This window comes from Agarivorans sp. QJM3NY_29 (assembly GCF_050870835.2).
Lineage (GTDB): Bacteria > Pseudomonadota > Gammaproteobacteria > Enterobacterales > Celerinatantimonadaceae > Agarivorans.
The window spans coordinates 3,975,393-3,993,772 of sequence record NZ_CP194036.2; the positions used below are offsets into that span (position 1 = coordinate 3,975,393).

General features: G+C 46.4%; 15 protein-coding genes and 1 other RNA gene. 8 read left to right on the forward strand and 8 right to left on the reverse strand.

Annotated elements, in window-relative coordinates; genetic code table 11:
• Nucleotides 1–11 precede the first annotated feature (11 nt).
• From gcvH to ACRRS0_RS17950, 3 genes are all read right to left on the reverse strand, one after another.
• Nucleotides 12–404, reverse strand: a complete 393-nt coding sequence (gcvH, locus tag ACRRS0_RS17940) for a glycine cleavage system protein GcvH (protein ID WP_432451851.1) — start codon at nucleotides 402–404, stop codon at nucleotides 12–14.
• A gap of 65 nt (nucleotides 405–469) precedes the next feature.
• Complete coding sequence (gcvT, locus tag ACRRS0_RS17945; protein ID WP_432451850.1) at nucleotides 470–1,561, reverse strand: glycine cleavage system aminomethyltransferase GcvT; 1,092 nt, start codon at nucleotides 1,559–1,561, stop codon at nucleotides 470–472.
• Nucleotides 1,562–2,214: 653 nt separating this feature from the next.
• Entirely contained in the window at nucleotides 2,215–3,108 is an 894-nt protein-coding gene (locus tag ACRRS0_RS17950) for a LysR family transcriptional regulator (RefSeq protein ID WP_432451849.1), read from the reverse strand.
• Nucleotides 3,109–3,286: 178 nt separating this feature from the next.
• On the opposite strand from ACRRS0_RS17950, the gene ACRRS0_RS17955 reads away from it, so the two are divergent.
• The 3 genes from ACRRS0_RS17955 to tolC all read left to right on the forward strand — a co-directional run bounded on the left by ACRRS0_RS17955 (nucleotide 3,287) and on the right by tolC (nucleotide 8,927).
• Nucleotides 3,287–4,414, forward strand: a complete 1,128-nt coding sequence (locus ACRRS0_RS17955; RefSeq protein WP_432451848.1) for an efflux RND transporter periplasmic adaptor subunit — start codon at nucleotides 3,287–3,289, stop codon at nucleotides 4,412–4,414.
• Nucleotides 4,415–4,416: 2 nt separating this feature from the next.
• Nucleotides 4,417–7,494 carry an efflux RND transporter permease subunit gene (locus ACRRS0_RS17960; protein ID WP_432451847.1) on the forward strand — a complete coding sequence of 1,026 codons (3,078 nt, stop codon included), beginning with the start codon at nucleotides 4,417–4,419 and terminating at the stop codon, nucleotides 7,492–7,494.
• A gap of 107 nt (nucleotides 7,495–7,601) precedes the next feature.
• Entirely contained in the window at nucleotides 7,602–8,927 is a 1,326-nt protein-coding gene (gene tolC, locus ACRRS0_RS17965) for an outer membrane channel protein TolC (RefSeq protein ID WP_432451846.1), read from the forward strand.
• 183 nt (nucleotides 8,928–9,110) lie between these two features.
• Here tolC and ACRRS0_RS17970 read toward each other — a convergent pair whose 3' ends face one another.
• From ACRRS0_RS17970 to ACRRS0_RS17990, 5 genes are all read right to left on the reverse strand, one after another.
• On the reverse strand, nucleotides 9,111–10,322 hold the full coding sequence (locus ACRRS0_RS17970; protein ID WP_432451845.1) for an FAD-dependent monooxygenase: 1,212 nt from the start codon (nucleotides 10,320–10,322) through the stop codon (nucleotides 9,111–9,113).
• A gap of 77 nt (nucleotides 10,323–10,399) precedes the next feature.
• Nucleotides 10,400–11,593, reverse strand: a complete 1,194-nt coding sequence (gene ubiH / locus ACRRS0_RS17975) for a 2-octaprenyl-6-methoxyphenyl hydroxylase (protein WP_432451844.1) — start codon at nucleotides 11,591–11,593, stop codon at nucleotides 10,400–10,402.
• Between the two features lie 14 nt (nucleotides 11,594–11,607).
• The gene (gene pepP, locus ACRRS0_RS17980) at nucleotides 11,608–12,903 is read right to left on the reverse strand and encodes a Xaa-Pro aminopeptidase (protein WP_432451843.1); all 1,296 of its coding nucleotides are present in this window, start codon (nucleotides 12,901–12,903) and stop codon (nucleotides 11,608–11,610) included.
• Nucleotides 12,904–12,928: 25 nt separating this feature from the next.
• Nucleotides 12,929–13,495, reverse strand: a complete 567-nt coding sequence (locus tag ACRRS0_RS17985; protein WP_432451842.1) for a UPF0149 family protein — start codon at nucleotides 13,493–13,495, stop codon at nucleotides 12,929–12,931.
• Between the two features lie 89 nt (nucleotides 13,496–13,584).
• On the reverse strand, nucleotides 13,585–14,190 hold the full coding sequence (locus ACRRS0_RS17990; protein ID WP_432451841.1) for a hypothetical protein: 606 nt from the start codon (nucleotides 14,188–14,190) through the stop codon (nucleotides 13,585–13,587).
• A gap of 266 nt (nucleotides 14,191–14,456) precedes the next feature.
• On the opposite strand from ACRRS0_RS17990, the gene zapA reads away from it, so the two are divergent.
• The 5 genes from zapA to ACRRS0_RS18015 all read left to right on the forward strand — a co-directional run bounded on the left by zapA (nucleotide 14,457) and on the right by ACRRS0_RS18015 (nucleotide 18,379).
• Entirely contained in the window at nucleotides 14,457–14,780 is a 324-nt protein-coding gene (zapA, locus tag ACRRS0_RS17995; protein ID WP_432451840.1) for a cell division protein ZapA, read from the forward strand.
• Nucleotides 14,781–14,822: 42 nt separating this feature from the next.
• Nucleotides 14,823–15,004, forward strand: a non-coding RNA gene (gene ssrS / locus ACRRS0_RS18000) — 6S RNA.
• Between the two features lie 260 nt (nucleotides 15,005–15,264).
• Entirely contained in the window at nucleotides 15,265–16,452 is a 1,188-nt protein-coding gene (locus ACRRS0_RS18005) for a hypothetical protein (RefSeq protein ID WP_432451839.1), read from the forward strand.
• Nucleotides 16,449–17,474 carry a sensor histidine kinase gene (locus ACRRS0_RS18010; RefSeq protein ID WP_432451838.1) on the forward strand — a complete coding sequence of 342 codons (1,026 nt, stop codon included), beginning with the start codon at nucleotides 16,449–16,451 and terminating at the stop codon, nucleotides 17,472–17,474. Before ACRRS0_RS18005 ends, ACRRS0_RS18010 begins: the two co-directional genes overlap by 4 nt.
• A gap of 164 nt (nucleotides 17,475–17,638) precedes the next feature.
• Nucleotides 17,639–18,379 (forward strand): LytR/AlgR family response regulator transcription factor, encoded by a 741-nt coding sequence (locus ACRRS0_RS18015; protein WP_432451837.1) that lies wholly within the window; start codon nucleotides 17,639–17,641, stop codon nucleotides 18,377–18,379.
• Nucleotide 18,380 lies beyond the last annotated feature (1 nt).

An 18,380-nucleotide genomic window follows, 5' to 3' on the forward strand; every position in this document is an offset into this window, starting at 1 on the left:
TTTACCTGATTTTATTCATCTTCTTCGATGGTCAAGGCGTAGTCTTCGGCCGACATTAATTCGTCAAGCTCGCTTGAGTCGCTGCATTTCACTTTGAACATCCAACCGTCGCCGTAAGCATCACTGTTCACCAATTCTGGCGAGTCTTCTAAATCTTCGTTAATTGCCACAACTTCACCACTGATTGGCGCGTAAATATCAGAAGCCGCTTTCACCGACTCGGCAACCGCACAATCGTCTCCCGCATCAATATCGTCACCCACGTCGGGCAAATCAACAAAGACCATATCACCCAAAAGTTCTTGAGCATGCTCACTAATACCAATAGTGTAAACACCCTCACCTTCATCACGAACCCACTCATGGGTGCTTGCGTAGCGTAAATCGGCTGGGATAGTAGCCATAATTCTTTTCCTCTAGGTTGCTAATTTAAGGGTTAATTCAAAGTAAAAATCAGTGCTCAGCGAAGCTAAACTTTGGCGCCATTACGTACAAATACAGGTTTTACTACTTTCACTTTAACCTGTTTTTTGCGCATTTCCACTAAGGCTTCATCAACCTCACAATTGGCGATCCGTGCTAAAGCAATACTGACGCCTAAAGTCGGCGAAAATGTACCGCTAGTGATCACCCCAGGGAGCGCTTCGCCAAATTCGTTGACCACCGTCACTTGTTGCCCGGCACGCATTACGCCTTTGCTTTCCATCAACAAACCAACCAGCTTATCGCTGCCTTCGATTCGTTGCGCTTCTAATGCTGCGCGGCCAATAAAATCCCGGTCTTCTGGTTGCCAAGCAATGGTCCAAGCCATATTCGCGGCTAACGGCGAAATGCTCTCGTCCATATCCTGACCATATAGATTCATGCCTGCTTCTAGACGCAAGGTATCGCGCGCACCCAAACCGCAAGGTTTCACGCCTTGTGCTTGCAGCGCCTTCCAAAGAGAAACCGCTTTATCTTGTGGTACCACAATTTCGTAGCCTTGCTCACCGGTATAACCAGTGGTGGCAATAAATAAATCACCGGCTTGCACTCCAAAGAAAGGCTTCATACCTTCTACAGCAAGGTTTTGCTCGTTATCCAATACCGCCGCGGTGAGTTGCTTGGCTTGCGGGCCTTGCACTGCAATCATCGCCAGCTCTGGTCGCTCAATAATACTCACTTGATAGTCGGCCGCTTGTTGATTGATCCAAGCCAGATCTTTTTCACGAGTGGCTGAATTCACCACTAAACGGTAGTCGGTTTCACTGAAATAATAGGTAATGAGGTCGTCAATAACCCCCCCTTCATGGTTCAGCATTCCACCATATAAGGCCTTGCCTTTCACGGTGAGCTTAGCCACGTCATTGGCCAACAGTTTACGTAGAAAGGCTTGTGCTTGTTGACCCTGAATATCAACAATAGTCATGTGTGATACATCAAACATGCCTGCGGTTTGGCGCACCGCATGATGCTCTTCAATTTGCGAGCCGTAGTTGATAGGCATTTCCCAGCCATGAAAATCAACTAATTTTGCACCTGCATCGAGATGCGCTTGGTGAAGAACCGTTTGCTGTGTCATCTGCTATTCTCTTTATCATAAGGTAGAGAAGGAAAAACCCTTCTGCCAATGCAGAACGATTATAGCGACAACGATGCGACTGTAAAATGACAATCCCAAATAGAGCTAATAGATAAGTTGAACAATTCACTTACATAAGCACAACAAGACGCTGACAACAAACCTGTCAAAACGCCAAAAAACAGTATTAATAGCTAGTATTTCTGGGTAAGCATCGAACTTAACGCCAATTTAAACTGAGAAAATCAATTTTCTCCACCATATTTATTTTTCACCCCACCCCGCCATTGATTAGATAAACTAATCCACTTTAAAAAATTGAATAAAAATATTTCAACAATTAACGTTCAAAAAACCAGCAGCGTAGCGCCTGATTGACAAGTAAAGCTTAAAATAAATGAGTTTGCTAAGACTAAGCCGTAAAACGGCAAGATGAAACCAAGCGCAAATGAGCTCAACATGGCGCTGCGCAGGAGACTGTGATTCAACCAAAGAAGCGAGCAGTTACACTAAAAGCCGATAGCAAACAGCCAACTCGTTGAGTCGACTCTTTCAAGCTGAATTTTTTCACAAAAGGTCGCGGTAAACTTTCCAAGGCTTCGCATCAAATGGTCCTGCACAAACAAGACCGTATATCACAAAACAAAAACCAGTTATTCGATGGATAGCTTATTAATCTCATGATAGAGAAAATCAATTAAAGCTCTGGCTGCCCGAGACAAACTGCTACGGTTTGGGTATACCAGCCAACCAGTGCTAACAATCGAATTGGTCTCGGGTAACAAATGAACTAAGAGCCCCTCTTCTACCTCAGGCTTTACCAGATGATTCGGTTGACACACCACGCCTTGGTGTTTAATACAAGCATGAGTCACCAAGGCGATATCATTCACAATCAGTCGCCCCTTCGCTTCAAAAAACTTTCCCTTAGATAAAGGAAATTGTTTTGCCAATTTACCATTTGGCATCCGCTGGATAATAAATTGGTGCTGCTTCAATTCTTCTTCACTGCGCGGATGACCGTACTTTGTTAAGTATTCAGAGCTGGCGTAATAACCCATGGAGATGGTTTGCAACGCACGCGCCATTAAACTCGAATCTTCCAAACGATCACCAATGCGCAGTGCAACATCGATATTATGCTCAATTAAATTTCGCTCATCGGCGCTAGTGATAATCTCCAGATGCACCTTAGGATGAAGCTCCATAAATTCAAAAATAATATTTTCAAATACACTGATACCGGGTAGCGGTAGTAACTGCAAACGCAAATGACCACTCAATTCATAGGACTCGTGCACCATGTCTTCAATCGTTGATTCAAGCTCAATAATGATCGGCTTGGTCCGCTGATAAAACTGCCGTCCATTCTCAGATAACGCAATCGAGCGCTGATGGCGATGAAATAGTTTCACCTTTAATTCAGTTTCAAGATTTTTTAGTCGACGGCTAAGATTAGATTTCGGTAAATCAAGCAACTCTGAGGCTTTGGTTAAATTTCCCGAATCCACAATAAAGTGAAATAACTTAATGTCTTCTGTTTTCATGGCGGTATTTTCTCTCGCGTCTAATAACAATTTCAGCTAGAAGCCCTGTAGCTCTAGATGAGCCTAACACTTAAGTTTCACATTTCAGAACACAAAGTTACAAATAGTCATGTTTTTTGTGAAAGATAAACTCTCTATACTCGGCTTTTATTATATAAAACAGATCTCAAGGAAAAATATGTTCAATCACACTCCTTATCAGATTGTCATGGCGGTATTTATATCCACTTTGATTTCCGGATGCGACTTTTCAGCCCAAGCAGAAACCAAAGCCATAGTGAAACCGCGCCCGGTTAAATTAATCGATATTGACCAATCGATCCCGCCAAAGCAACGCAGTTTTCCAGGCAAAGTCTATGCGAGCCAACAGGCTGAGTTGGCGTTTCGAATTAGCGGCGAGTTAACTCAGCTTAATTTAATTGAAGGGCAAAAGGTTCAGCAAGGCGAAGTGCTCTCGCAATTAGACAAACGTGATGCAAGTAACGCGCTGCTCAATGCTGAAGCAAATTTTGAACTGGCTCAAGCCGACTTTAAACGAAAGAAAGCTTTGTTAACCCGCAAACTGATTTCGCCCGCCGACGTTGACAGTGCGAGTGCCAGTTTAAAATCGGCCGACGCTAACTTACGTAGTAGCCGCGACCAGCTGGCCTATACCACGATATATGCGCCATTTTCTGGTGTAGTTGCCAAGGTACATACCGACAACTATCAAATGGTTCAGCCAAATCAAGCGATTGTGACACTGCAAAACACCGATACTTTCGAGCTAAAAATTCAGCTTCCAGAATCCATGTTACTCAGTTTACAAAACCATGCGGCGCTGGAGCAAATTCAAGCCTATGCACAGTTCGACAACTTACTTGGTGGACAAGCCATTCCTGTCCACTATAAAGAACACAGTAGCCTTGCCTCGCAAGGGACTCAAACCTATGAGACAACCTTTATCCTCAAGGCACCAGAGCAAATGCGTTTGATACCCGGCATGAGTACTTCGGTCGCGATTAACATGCCTGCTGCTTCTGCTGAAAGCAACCCAATTGCTATTTTGCCGCTCACGGCGCTGGTTCGCGATAGCGATACAATTACTCAAGCCGCTGAAGGCCAACCATTAAGCGCATCGGTTTGGGTTTACCAGCCCGATGCGCAATCACTTAAACTGACTCCAGTTTTACTCGGGAAAATTCGCGCCGATGGCATTGAGATCTTATCTGGTCTCAATCAAGGTGACCGAGTGGTTGCCAGCGGAGTCAACGCGCTCACAGGTAAAGAGTTAATCAAACCACTGCATTGGGTTAGAGGAGTTTAACCATGAATGCAGCACTCTATAGTATTAACCATAAAGTAATCAGCTGGATGGTGGTCGTGTTGATGTTGGTCGGAGGGGTGATCTCGTTCACTGGTTTAGGTCAACTCGAGCAACCCGAATTTACCATCAAAACGGCATTAGTGATCACCAATTATCCCGGTGCCAGTGCCGAACAAGTGGAAGAAGAAGTCACGCTGCCACTAGAGGATGCACTACAGCAGATGTCTCAGATCAAACATGTGTCTTCAATTAACAGCGCAGGGCTGTCGCAAATTGAAGTCGAGATGAATGATCATTATGACAAGAATAGCTTACCGCAAGTCTGGGATGAATTACGCCGAAAAATTAGTGATACGCAAGGCAAGATGCCTCCCGGAGTCGGTTCGCCATTAATTATTGACGACTTTTCCGATGTGTATGGTTATTTGCTAAATATAACTGGTGAAGGATACAGCTATCGAGACCTCGATAACTACAGCAACCTGTTACGCCGCGAATTGGTTCTCTCTCCCGGGGTGAAAAAGGTATCGGTAGTCGGTGTCCCACAAGAGCAAGTTGTGGTCGAAATTAGCCAGCAAAAACTGAGTGCATTGGGTCTCGAACCCGACTATATCTACGGTTTATTGCAGACCCAAAATGTAGTGTCTAACGCCGGTGAAATGCTGATTGACAATAACCGAGTCCGGATCCACCCCACCGGTGAATTGGCCGATATCTCTGAAATGAAAAACATTTTGGTGAGCCCACCAAGCAGTGACAACCTGATCTATTTAGGCGACATCGCAAATATTTATCGCGCCACCACCGAGACTCCGAGTCAGCTTTATCATGATAATGGCGAGAAGGCTTTATCCATGGGGATCTCTTACTCCTCAGGAGTAAACGTGGTCGACATCTCAAAGTCAATGAACGCCAAACTAGAATCCCTTAAATCTGAAATGCCGATCGGAATGAAGATTAATGTGATTTATGATCAAGGTAAAATTGTCGATAAGGCCGTTAGCGGATTTATCGTTAACCTTGCGCAATCGGTTGGCATTGTGATCATCGTATTACTCGTCTTTATGGGCCTAAGATCGGGTATTTTGATGGGTGCGGTGCTGGTCATTACCATCCTTGGCACGTTCATTGTGATGAATGTAATGCACATTCAGTTACAAAATATTTCCTTAGGGGCTCTCATTATTGCCTTAGGGATGTTAGTTGATAATGCCATTGTGGTGACCGAAGGGGTCATTATAGGTATTAAAAAAGGCTTAAGCCGTACCGAAGCTGCCGCTGCGATTGTTAAGCAAACCCAATGGCCATTGCTCGGTGCTACCGTTATCGCAATTATGGCTTTTGCGCCAATCGGACTCTCCTCCGATGCCACTGGCGAATTCTGTGCCTCATTGTTCCAGGTATTGCTGATTTCTTTATCGATCAGTTGGGTGATGGCTATCACCATTACCCCCTTCTTTTGTTATCTGTTGTTTAAGGATGGCGATCAAGACAGCGCCGAGCAAGAACCTTATAGCGGCTTAATTTTTAACATTTATCGTCGCATTCTTAATGCTGCTATGCACAATCGAATCATTAGCATACTTCTGGTTCTCGCAATGTTAGGAGCAGCCGTTGTAGGTATGAGTAAAGTGAAGAATGTCTTTTTTCCTGCCTCTACCACTCCCATTTTTATGGTAGATATCTGGATGCCTGAAGGCACCGATATTCTTGGCACCGAAAAATTTGTAAGCGGCATCGAGCAGGACTTAATCAAAGACAAAGACAAAACGAGCGACCAGCGAGGCATTGTGAATATCACCTCGGTGATCGGTCAAGGTGCACAGCGTTATGCCTTAACTTATCAACCAGAGAAAGGCTACGCCGCCTACGCGCAATTGATCGTCGAGATGCAAGATTTACAGAGTCTTTCGGCCTACTTGCCTTGGCTGCAACACAAATTAAGAGAAGACTACCCGGAAGCCAAATACCGGGTTAAATTAATCGAAAATGGTCCTTCTCCAGCAGCTAAAATAGAAGCTCGCTTCTATGGTGATGATCCCGTGGTACTGCGTCAATTAGCGGAGCAGGCGGTGATCATTTTTCAAAATGAGCCCTCAGCCGATAATATTCGAAATACTTGGCGCAACCAGCAGTTGTTAGTTCGCCCGCAAATGGATTTGGCTCGCTCACGTGAAATCGGAATTAGTAAACAAGACCTAGATGCGGCCTTGCTGCGTAACTTCGATAGTCAAAACATTGGAACCTATCGCGATGGCTCACACCTGCTGCCAATTGTGGCGCGCGCTCCTGCAGCCGAGCGAAAAAATGCCAATAGTTTAAACGAGCTACAAGTTTGGAGTTCTAAATACCAAAGTTTTGTGCCGATTACCCAGTTGGTCTCTAGCTTCGACAGCGAATGGGAAGATCCGATTATCATGCGTCGCGACCGAAAACGCTTGATCACGATATTAGCCGACCCCGCCATTGGTAGTGGTCAAACCGCTGATTCATTGTTACGAAAAGTACGCGATAAAGTGGAAGCTATCCCCTTGCCAGACGGCTATAAATTAGAATGGGGAGGCGAATTTGAAACCTCTTCTGAAGCCCAGCAAGGGATCGCAGGTTCCATCCCAATGGGTTACTTGGCGATGTTCTTACTTACGGTGCTGCTATTTAACTCGATTAAGCAACCCTTAATTATTTGGTTAACCGTACCGCTAGCAGTGATTGGTGTGGCCTTTGGTCTATTGGCTCTAGACGCACCTCTCAGCTTCATGGCGATTTTGGGGATGCTCAGTTTAAGTGGGATGATCATCAAAAACAGTATTGTTTTAGTCGACCAAATTAATCTGGAACTCGAAGAAGGCCAAAGCCCCTATGAGGCTGTTTATCACTCGTCAGTAAGTCGGGTTAGGCCAGTGGGAATGGCAGCATTAACCACCATGCTAGGGATGATTCCCTTACTGTCAGATCCCTTCTTTCAATCGATGGCGGTCACCATTGTGTTTGGTTTAGGTTTTGCCACGGTATTAACACTGGTGGTACTCCCTGTGATTTATACCCTGATATATCGCATCAAAGTACCAAAAACCAGTTAATTCATTCGCAGTCATTTGGCCTCAGCCTTCTGAGGCCAAATCGAAGCAACAACCTCTAGCAGGGTGGCGGTATTACTCGAATAAGCCGCGACTTAAGGAACCATGAAATGAGTTTTAAAATAAAATCCTTACTCTTAGGTAGCTTGCTCGGCATAAGTGCCTTTCAAGTATCAGCCGATGATTTACTACAAATTTACCAACTTGCTCAAGAGAAAGATCCGGTGATTTTGCAGAGTAAAGCACAGCGTGACATTGCTTTTGAACAAATCAGCGAAAGCAAGGCCTCACTATTACCTCAAATTGGGTTTAGCGCGGGGGCGACTTATACCGATACCGACAATCAAGCTATCGATAGCATCAGCAATAGTTCAGCCTCGGTTTCTTTGAGCCAATCACTCTATTCACAGAGTAATTGGACCAATTTAAGTATTGCTGAAAAAAATGCTTCGCAGGCCGATGTCAGCTACCAAAGCGAACAACAAAACTTAATCATTCGAGTAAGTAAGGCTTACTTTGCGGTGTTACGTGCCATGGACAATCTCAACTTTGTGGCGGCCACCAAAACCGCGGTAGGGCGACAACTAGAGCAAACCAAGCAACGCTTTAAGGTTGGCTTAACCGCGATTACCGACGTGCATGAAGCACAAGCTGAGTACGACCGGACCCTTGCGGAAGAAATTCAAGCGAATAACGACTTATCCAATAGCTACGAGGCACTGCGCGAATTGACCGGCGTTCAGGCCCGTCAATTAAAGATACTCAATACCGAACGTTTTGAGCCTCGGGAATTGAGCCACAACGTCGATTATTGGCTCTCCACGGCGGGTGAGCATAACTTAACGCTGAATGCCCAACGCATCGCGCAACAGATCGCTAAACAGCAGATCAAACTCGCCCAAACCGGCCATCAACCTAGCTTAAATTTGACCGCGGGGATCGGCTATGAAAAGAATCAATATGGTAACGATAGCTACAACACCCTCAACGGGGGAGACACAAATAGCGGTAATATCGGTTTAGAATTTAGCTGGCCACTATATTCCGGAGGCAGTATTAACTCTCAAGTGAAGCAGGCTCAACTCAGTTATATTGAATCATCGGAAGCCCTAGAGCAGAGCTACCGCTCGGTACAAAGTTCGATCCATTCACTGGTCAATAATGTCACTTCTAGTATCGGTTCTGTAACAGCCTATCAGCAAACAGTTGTGTCTTCAAAAAGTGCCTTAGATGCCACCGAAGCGGGGTTTGAAGTGGGCTCTCGCACCATTGTTGATGTACAAGATGCAACCCGCAATCTGTATTCAGCAATGAATCAACTGGCCAACGCCCGTTACGATTACATCCTAAACATGTTGGAACTAAAACAAACCGCTGGCAACTTAAGCCAAGATGACTTAGCCCTGATTAATGCAGGGTTAATGAAAAGTCTGTAACTATCGATGCCAGTTTTTGCAGCGACTGCTGGCATCGATATAACAGAGCGCTTTCCTTGGTGAAAACTAGGAAAGATCCTCCTTGAAGTTGTGATGTAACTTCACCATCCAGTAGCCTTCCCTACTGGATTTTTTTTGCGTGAAACGCTGTTTCAGGGCGTGCCTCTCATTGGGTAACAATCATCAATAAGACCTCACTTTTGCACGACGAGGTAAATCACCTTCCAGACCTAAGGCGCGGCGCATCGCTTGTTGCTTTAAGGGCTCAGCCTTATCCAACAAATTCATCCCTAGTCCACGCACTAACTTAAGCGGCGCAAGGTTATTACCAAATAGTCGCTTAAAAAACTCCATCGAGGCAATCATTTGCGTGGCTTCGCTCTTCCGCCAGCGTTCAAAGTGACGTAAATTAGCATAATCCGATAGCGATTTGCCTGTCGCCTGCAAGGCCAATATATCCTCCGCCAAAGCGGCTGCATCCATCAAGCCTAAATTCACCCCCTGACCCGCTAAAGGATGAATGGTATGGGCCGCATCGCCAATTAAAGCGAAACCTTGACCCGCAAAGTCTCGCGCATAACGCATTCGCAATGGAAAGGCCGCTATCTCGCCAACCCGTTCACACAACCCCAAACGAGCGTCGAAAGCGATGCTCAATTGTCGATTAAATTCGAGCTCTGGTAGGGCTTGTAGCTCGGCAGCTCGATCCGGCGATACCGACCAAACGATGGAACAATGATCGGCTTCTGCCAAAGGTAAAAAGGCTAAAGGCCCTTCCTGACTAAAGATTTGTCGCGCACAATTTTGATGGGGCATTTCGGTTTTAATCGTCGCAACAATCGCAGTGTGTTGATAATCCCAATAGGTGAGTGGAATATCGAGTTGTTGACGTAACCAGGAATTTGCACCATCGGCAGCCACCAGCAACTTACAACTTAAACTTTGCTCGTTGTCAAAACTAAGCCAAGACTCAGTTTCGCCTCGATGCAACTTTTCAACTGAAGATTCGATGATCGCAACATTACTTTGGCTACACACTTGCTGCCATAAAGCATAACGAATCACCTCATTTTCAACGATATGGCCGATTTGAGGCAGCATCACTTGTTTGGCTTGAAAACGGATCTTAGCAAAACTGTCACGTTCCCACACTTGCATATCGTGATAAGGTGCCAAGCGCTGAGCCACAATTTCATCCCAAGCACCGAGTGATTCAAGCAAGCGTTGCGAGGATAAACTGAGCGCACTGACTCGTAAACTATAGTTAGCTAAATCGGGGGACAGCGCAGGGAAAGGCTCCACAATGGCGATCCGGAGTGGACTGTCGGCCAAGGCTCGCGCCAAAGCCAAACCCACCATACCACCCCCAATAATCGCTATATCTACCGCTTGCATATTGCCCTTCCTAGAATCAAATTAAGTTGCTGCTTGGCCAGTGCGAATCCACCAGCGAAATACCCATGCTGACTAGCCTAAAACAAACCTAAACTTTGCTTGGCTAATACTGCTTTAAGATCCGGTAATAAGCGCATCGCCATCAAACCCAGATTACGCGGGATCACCATACTTTTATCATCACCAGCAAACAGACTCGCCAACGACGAAGTCATCAAAATGGTACGCTCTATATCGGCTTGTCGTGATTGTTGATAAGCATCTAATAACGCATGCCCACCTATGTCTTTGCCCTGCTGCCAGTGTTGTTCAATCAAAGTCGATAAGCAAGCGACATCACGTAGGCCCAGATTAAAGCCCTGCCCTGCAATTGGGTGCAAACTATGCGCCGCATTGCCCAACAATAATAAACGATGGTTAAATAGACGAGGATAATAACGCAGTACTAAAGGATAGGCATAACGCTTTCCTAGGCCGATAAAACGTCCGGCTCGATAGCCAAAAGCTCGCTGTAGCGCGGCTAAAAAATCGGCTTCGGCTAAATTTTGTAAGCGTTGCGCCTCTGCAGCACTAACACTCCACACCACCGACCAACGATGGCCATTCATCGGTAGCAAAGCCAAGGGACCGTCAATGGTGAAACGCTCAAAAGCTCGACCAGCAGGCGCTTGCTCGGCCTCAACGTTGGCAATCACAGCATACTTGGCAAAGTCATGTAGCTGTTGTTGTAAGCCTCCTTGCAAGGCCACCTGCGAATCAGCGCCATCGGCACCAATCAGTAAACGAGCAGTAAGGCTTTGCTGATCGTCCAGAGTAATCCGCACTTGTTGCTGCTGTTGCTCCAATTTCACCAGTTTACTCGGGCAAAATAGACGAACCGAACGCTCGGCTAATAAACGATGAAACTCACGTCCGGCATGCTCCAGTTCGATCACTTGGCCTAGGGCTGACAAGTGATATTCATCGGCATCCAACTTGGTCCAGCCGCAATGGCCACGATCCGAGACGTGAATATGCTCAATGGCGCAGGCATAGGGCGCCAAAGCTGCCCATAAATCTTGTTCTCGTAACCATTGCTCAGAGCCAGCCGATAAGGCTATCGCACGACCATCAAAGCCAGGATGCTGCCCAAAATTCAGCGGCGCCGCTTCGATTAACGCTATTTTCAGCGGTTTATCTTGCTGAGACTGCGACAAGGCTAAAGCCAGACTAGCCCCAGCCATGCCCGCACCCACAATCACAATATCAAACGCTTGCAGAGGCTTATCCATCTATTGAATCGCTCCTAACTCGCGGCCATCAAGGCTTCAATCTCAGCCACCGTTTTCGGCGCAGCAGCCGTTAATACTTCGCAACCCGTGGTGGTAATGACCACATTATCTTCGATACGGATCCCCATGCCTCGATAGGCTTCAGGAACCTCTGCATCAAGCGGAATATAAAGGCCGGGCTCAATGGTGAAGACCATATTCTCAGCCAATGGACGACTACGCTTGCTATCGTGATAATCTCCCACATCGTGTACATCTAAGCCCAGCCAGTGGCCCACACCATGCATGTAATATTCTTTATAAGCTTCTTGTTCAATTAAATCGGTGACGTCACCCTGCATGATCCCAAGTTCTACCATGCCAGCAACCATGATCTGCAATACTTGCTGATTCGCTTCAAACAACGAAACCCCAGGCTTGAGCATCTCGATGGCAGCCAACTCTGCGGCTAAAACAATATTGTATAACTTAGCTTGCTCACGACTAAACTGACCATTCACCGGAAAAGTTCGAGTAATGTCGCCCGCATAACCTTGATACTCGGCCCCGGCATCAATCAACACTAGGTCGCCAGCTTGCAGCTGACTTTCGTTCTCGGTGTAGTGCAAAATACAGGCATTCTCGCCGCTACCAACTATCGTGCCGTAAGCTGGTGAGCGTGCTCCGGCCATTAAAAACTGATGATGAATTTCAGCTTCCAATTGGTATTCCCACATCCCCGGTTGGCAGCTTCGCATCGCGCGGCAATGACCTTCGGCCGATATCGTTCCCGCCTTGCGCATCAATACCAGTTCTTCTGACGACTTAAACAAGCGCATCTCATCCACTATGGGACGCCAATCTTCAATTTGCTTTGGCGCCTGCCAACCTTGGCGTAAACCAAGGCGTAAGCGCTCGATGGCCGCAAATATCTGCTGGTCGTAAGCGGGATAACGCCCCTGAGCCATATAAACCTTACTTAAACCATCCAGCTCAAGATGCAGGTACTCGGTGAGATCTTCAATGGCAAAGGCTTTATCTACAGCCAATGTCAGCAAGGCCTGCTCTTGACCCAAACGACGTCCCTGCCATACTTCTGCAAGCTTATCTTTGCGTCGATTAAATAACACGGTGCGGGTTTCGCCCGCTTGCTTAATCAACAGCAATAGAGCTTTGGGTTCGTTAAAACCAAGAAAATAGAAAAAATCACTATCTTGACGAAAGGGATATTCGGTATCACGACTGCGTACTTGCTCTTCTGCAGCAACAAAAATCGCGACACTATTATCGGACATGGCAGCAAATAACTGCTGACGACGTTGTATAAACACAGCAACTCCTTGGCTTGGGAAATGATTAATGCAAAGTTGGACTTTGTTGGTCGGAAGCACTCGCCGTTAAATGCGCAAAAATAGTAATCGCACCAATCCGCACATATTCCACAACCTGGAATAAGGCTTGCTCATTTTCTTCTTCATCATCTTCTAAATCCGATGACAACTGGCTGATTTCGGTAAAATCTTTAACCAACTCTTGAATATCTGCGGCTAACTTATTGAGTTCGCTTTGCACCACGCCAAAGCCGACTAAAAAGCTTTGTACCCATTGTGCCAAAGCTTCGGTTCGATCTTCCACCAAGGCTTCCTCATCGGGTAACAATAACTGGAAACCCAATAAGCTATCGCTCATGCCTGCGTAAGTGGCCTCCATCACCTGAGTAAGTTGTTTTTTCAGATCAACGGGTAAACCCTGACCATCGTTGATCAGCATATTCATTTGACTTAACCAGTCGCCATCGGTCGGTAAACCAGCGGCTAACATGCCGCTTAAGATGCCGTGCGCTTCTGCAGGGCTAATCAATATTTTTGAAGACAGTAGCAACTCAGCTAAGTCTTCGTAGTCTGGATAAACTATTCTAGTCACGTGGAATACCTATAAGTATTGGATCCGCTCATCCTAACATTGGACAAGCCTCGTCGTCATGTTATTGACTCACATCACAGGTAAAATCACTATTTTTGTAAGGTCCGTTTGAGTTGTTGACGACGGACTCTCACCCGCTCGATATATTGCTCACGAAATAATTTGATCAGCATCGTTTCTTGCTGACGAACGAAGCGAGCAGGCAGGTAGCTCGTTTTGCTAAATTGCAAACACAACTGCGGGTAAGGATCTCGCTGATTTTCAATCTTTCGGGAGATACGCGCCTGAAATGAGTGTTCATAGCCTTGGGGGCCATACAACAGGCTAAACTCGGCAAACTGTTGTTGAAGCTCCTTTGGCAAATAATCGACAATCTGACTAAAGTCTTGATGGAAAATAAGCCGACCAAGCAATACTTGCCTTGAGATTGGCAAGGGTTCAGCCGTAGTGCGCCACTGGGTACGAAAGCCGCCTTCCGATACATCTAACACTGGAAAAACATGCTTAGCCAGCTGCACCATTGGCATCAATTGACCAATATGAGCCAATTTTTCAGCCGAAACTACGCCATCAATAAAATTTCCGCGGGCCGCTTTAGCATTCACCATTTTGATGAATAACTGGATTAGCCGTACTGGATAAACAACCCGATAGGAACCACGACGTTCCTTTGCTGCAATGCCTGTTTGCGTCATTAAACCAAATTTCCTATGCCGAGTATGTTTAGCGATGCGGACACAAAAGCGCAAGCCGATCGATAATCAAGCCAATGGTCGCCAATAAAACCACGATGTTCAAGCCTAAGCCCACGCTTTATGCCGCAAACAATCTAGATTTGTTTAGCTTTAGAGCAAATTGCTGGTAAATACTCCAGCTTGCCCCTTACTGGGGCGACAACGGTTGCAAGTTAAGCCGCAGCGCTATATATTCAGCGAATAATAGAGTTTAGCTAAGGCAAATCATGGCTCAGGGCGTAGACATAATATTGTTAGGTAAGAGCTATCGGGTGGCTTGCCCGGAAGGTGAAGAAGATAAACTTCGCCAAGCCGCCGACGAATTATCTCAACGCTTACAAACGCTGAAAGAGAAGAGCCGTGTCAGCAGCACCGAGCACTTAGCGATTATGGTCGGCTTGCACCTCGCTTATGAGTTACATAACGAGCAAGCTAAAAATCAAAATTACGCCGATAACATGAATCAGCGAATTAAGGACTTACAATATACCATCGAGCGCGCTTTATTAGAACAAAGCCTGCCCGCTGGCGAGGTCGACGAAAGCAGTTAGCGCACTAACTGAAGTTTGACTAGAGTTAGATAAAAGAGTTTAGTTTTCCTGGGGTGTTTGCCAGTTGGTGATGTCCCTGAGCCGATAATTGTATCTTAAGGGTGATTTTTTTCTGCTTTTGAGCATGCTCAGCCCGACTGAGAAGCCTACGGTATGAAATTTATTTCCCGCCTTGAACCTCATGGTTCAAGGGCTAAAATCAACAGCGGCATCCCGGGTTCTTATTTCTAAAGCGTGACTTGATGTCACCTTCGCTTGTTTTCTTGTGGCTTGTAACACTCCCAAACCGAGCGAGCTTTGATTCATTCATCACCACCTGCAACACTTTATCGCCATTAAACCCACTTTAGCGCAAGCCCTATCGATTCCCATTTCGACTGATTATGCTCACTGGCACCAACTTCTTGTACGCAGGATAAGCCGCATTGTTCAGTCCCTTCCTTAAAACCATACTCAAAAATGAGTTTACTGGCGGCCATTCACGATGATGCGACTCAGTAAGCAGCGGGCTCAACAACTCTGCGCCTTAGCATTCTTCAGTGGGGCTCCTCATGCAGAAATGAACTGGCAACAGCATTGGCAGTTAGAAGCCGAGAGTGGTTATAGTCAAGCCTCAACCAGCCCCCTATTTGCTAGCCAGAATCAAACCTTTAACGATATGGCGCTGCGTTGGTTCCCTCAAACTAACCAGTGGCAGGCTCAGTTGGTTGCCCTCAAGCAAAACCAGCAAACACAATTACGAGTAGCCGAACTATTTTGGAGTGGCGAAGTTAAGGGAAAAGATTTGCTGATTGGCAAGCAAAGGCTCAACTTAGGTGTCGGTTACGGCTTTCGTCCCTTAGACATATTTTCGCCCTACCAACGTAATCCTATCGCCATTCAAGTTGAGCAAGGACTTGCCGTTGTAAGTCTTAGCCAATTTAGCGATGCTGACGAACTGTCCTTATTTTATACCGATGCCTATCTTAGCTATGATAGTGCAGCTTTCGCCCAGCGCGGGATCGGGATCCGCAATTATCGACTTACGGGTCATCAGGAATGGCAAGGTCTAGCGTATGTCGATAATCAGCGTGGATTAAACCTAGGTGGCAGCTGGATCACCACCTTAGGAGATGCTTGGGAACTGCACGCCGAATCTCGCTACCAACAGTATTACAGCCACATGATGAGCCGCCTTGATTTTCCCCCTTTGGATAGACAAGCGCCGATTATTGAGCAGCAATTTGCAAATGGTTGGCAAACCTTATTTGGTATGACTTGGGCAAACTTAGTGGGTGATAATCTGATTATTGAGTATTGGTTTGATAACCGAGCCCTCAGCCTTCGGCAATGGCGAGCCGTGACCCAGCTAAGCCGTGACTTGCAAGTATTAGGCTCGCAATTTGATCCGCTACGCCTTTCGCAAGCGGCGGTATTTCAAGGAAAGAATCTAGTTCAACATAATTTGCTACTGCACTGGCACCGCGATCTGACAGACTGGCAGCCCGCCCTCGACCTACTATTCTCGCCAAGCGACGGCGGACTAATCAGCACTGCAAAAATCAACTATGAATTCAGTCAAGGTTGGACGCTAGGGGCTCAGCTGCGCTATCTTGGAGGCAAGAATGATGCGGTGTATCAACTATTGCCTGAGCGTTACATCGGCTTGATAAAATTAGAGGCACGCTTTTGAAGACTCAACCCTTTTATTCATTATTACGTTCGCTGTTGATTTGTGCGCTATTTTCACTACCGATCGCCTATATGACTCATGCAATTTGGGGTGGCCATTACTCGATGCATTATCGGATTGCAATGAGCTATAGTGTCGTTGGCACCTTCAGCAGTATGTTTGTGAGAGCTCGATTTCCAAAACTCTCTCATCTTTGGAGCTTCACCCTCAGTGCCACTCTCACCCTAAGCATCGGAAGCCTGCAAGTCTGGTATTGGATTAATCCTTATTACAGCAACATTGATTGGCCACTGATGCTAAAAATAATATTGATCTCTTTGGTCTTTATCAGTGTCGTGTACTACTATTTTTTTAGCCGAGAACAGAACTTAGCCATGCTCTCGGCGCTTCAGCAAGCCGAACTCGATAAAATTCGGGCTGAGCAAGCGCTCACCTTAAGCCAACTAAAACTCTTGCAAAGCCAAATTGAACCCCACTTTTTATTTAATACTTTAGCCAACTTAAAGGCGCTGATTGCACTCGATCCAGAGCAGGCTCAGCGACTCCTCGATACCTTGACCGAATTACTGAGGATCACCTTGAAGAAAAGCCGCCAAGCAAGCATTAGCGTCGCCGACGAACTGACTGGCATCCGAGCTTATTTAAGCATTCAACAGATCCGTTTAGGCGAGCGCTTAAGCTTTGCCATTGAACTCACCGATGGTGACTTAAGCCAAGCTCAGCTACCGCCAATGCTATTGCAACCCCTAGTTGAAAATGCGGTATTTCATGGCATCGAGCCTAAACCCGAAGGTGGTGAGGTACGAGTGAAAATAGCCATGTTGCAGCAACGCTGGCAGATTCAAGTTTGTGACAACGGGCTTGGTATCGATAACAAGCAACGACAAGGCAACGGACTTGCCTTGAATAACATTCGACAACGATTGGTCAGTCTTTACCCCGAAAATCAAGCACGCTTGAGTTTAAGCGCTCAAACAGGCGGAGGCACTGTGGCCACTTTGGAATTTCCATGCGAGGCATAGTTGTTGCTAACAAGCCGCGACGGCGCTGCCACCTGAATAAGGACAAGGTGCTGGCCAGAGCTAAGTTATATGCGAGAGTACCCGACTCAGTCACATTGGTTCACAGCCCTAGCCGCTGATGGCATTGGCTCCCACTTGTGCTTAACCCTAGAACTGGAGTTTCTATGCGAGCCATAATTGTTGATGACGAACCGCTACTGCGTTTCCACTTGGATAAGATGCTTGCCGAGTGCTGGCCAGAACTTGAAATTGTTGATAAAGCAGGGGATGGTCCCAGTGCATTGGCGGCGGTCGAGCAATTAGGTGCCGACATCGTATTCTTAGATATTCGGATGCCAGGAATGAACGGAATAGAAGTCGCACAGCAGCTCAATCAACAAGCGGATCCTCCGCAGATTGTATTTACCACCGCCTTCGACCAATATGCGATTCAAGCCTTCGAGCAACAAGCCATTGATTACTTACTGAAACCAATCGATGAGCAACGACTGTTACGCACCTGCCAACGCTTGAAAGCACAAACCCGCAGCAAAAACACGTTTGACTTACCAGCTCTGGTCTGCGCTCTCGAACAAAAGTCGCAGTATCTACAGTGGATCAGAGTCAATAAAGGAGAAACTTTGGAATTGGTGGCTGTTGACAATATCTTGGCTTTTATTGCCGAAGATAAGTACACCACGGTGCGCTGCCAACACGCAGAATATGTTATCCGCACCCCACTCAAAGAACTCATCAAACAACTTGAACCAGAACAGTTCTGGCAAATTCATCGCGCAAGCTTAGTGCGAGTTAGTGCCATTAAGCAGGTGAGCAGAAACTTACTTGGTAAGCTGAGCGTATGCCTGAGCGATGGTCATGAGTATCCGGTTAGCCGTAGTGCGCATCATCTGTTTAAGGCCATGTAGC

Excerpts from the sequence above, each read along its gene's own strand:
- ACRRS0_RS18005 (WP_432451839.1), top strand. The coding sequence starts at position 15,265 with ATGATGCGACTCAGTAAGCAGCGGGCTCAACAACTCTGCGCCTTAGCA.
- ACRRS0_RS17990 (WP_432451841.1), bottom strand. The coding sequence starts at position 14,190 with ATGACGCAAACAGGCATTGCAGCAAAGGAACGTCGTGGTTCCTATCGG.
- tolC (WP_432451846.1), top strand. The coding sequence starts at position 7,602 with ATGAGTTTTAAAATAAAATCCTTACTCTTAGGTAGCTTGCTCGGCATA.
- ubiH (WP_432451844.1), bottom strand. The coding sequence starts at position 11,593 with ATGGATAAGCCTCTGCAAGCGTTTGATATTGTGATTGTGGGTGCGGGC.
- ACRRS0_RS17970 (WP_432451845.1), bottom strand. The coding sequence starts at position 10,322 with ATGCAAGCGGTAGATATAGCGATTATTGGGGGTGGTATGGTGGGTTTG.
- ACRRS0_RS17950 (WP_432451849.1), bottom strand. The coding sequence starts at position 3,108 with ATGAAAACAGAAGACATTAAGTTATTTCACTTTATTGTGGATTCGGGA.
- gcvH (WP_432451851.1), bottom strand. The coding sequence starts at position 404 with ATGGCTACTATCCCAGCCGATTTACGCTACGCAAGCACCCATGAGTGG.
- ACRRS0_RS18015 (WP_432451837.1), top strand. The coding sequence starts at position 17,639 with ATGCGAGCCATAATTGTTGATGACGAACCGCTACTGCGTTTCCACTTG.
- ACRRS0_RS17960 (WP_432451847.1), top strand. The coding sequence starts at position 4,417 with ATGAATGCAGCACTCTATAGTATTAACCATAAAGTAATCAGCTGGATG.
- gcvT (WP_432451850.1), bottom strand. The coding sequence starts at position 1,561 with ATGACACAGCAAACGGTTCTTCACCAAGCGCATCTCGATGCAGGTGCA.
- zapA (WP_432451840.1), top strand. The coding sequence starts at position 14,457 with ATGGCTCAGGGCGTAGACATAATATTGTTAGGTAAGAGCTATCGGGTG.
- ACRRS0_RS17955 (WP_432451848.1), top strand. The coding sequence starts at position 3,287 with ATGTTCAATCACACTCCTTATCAGATTGTCATGGCGGTATTTATATCC.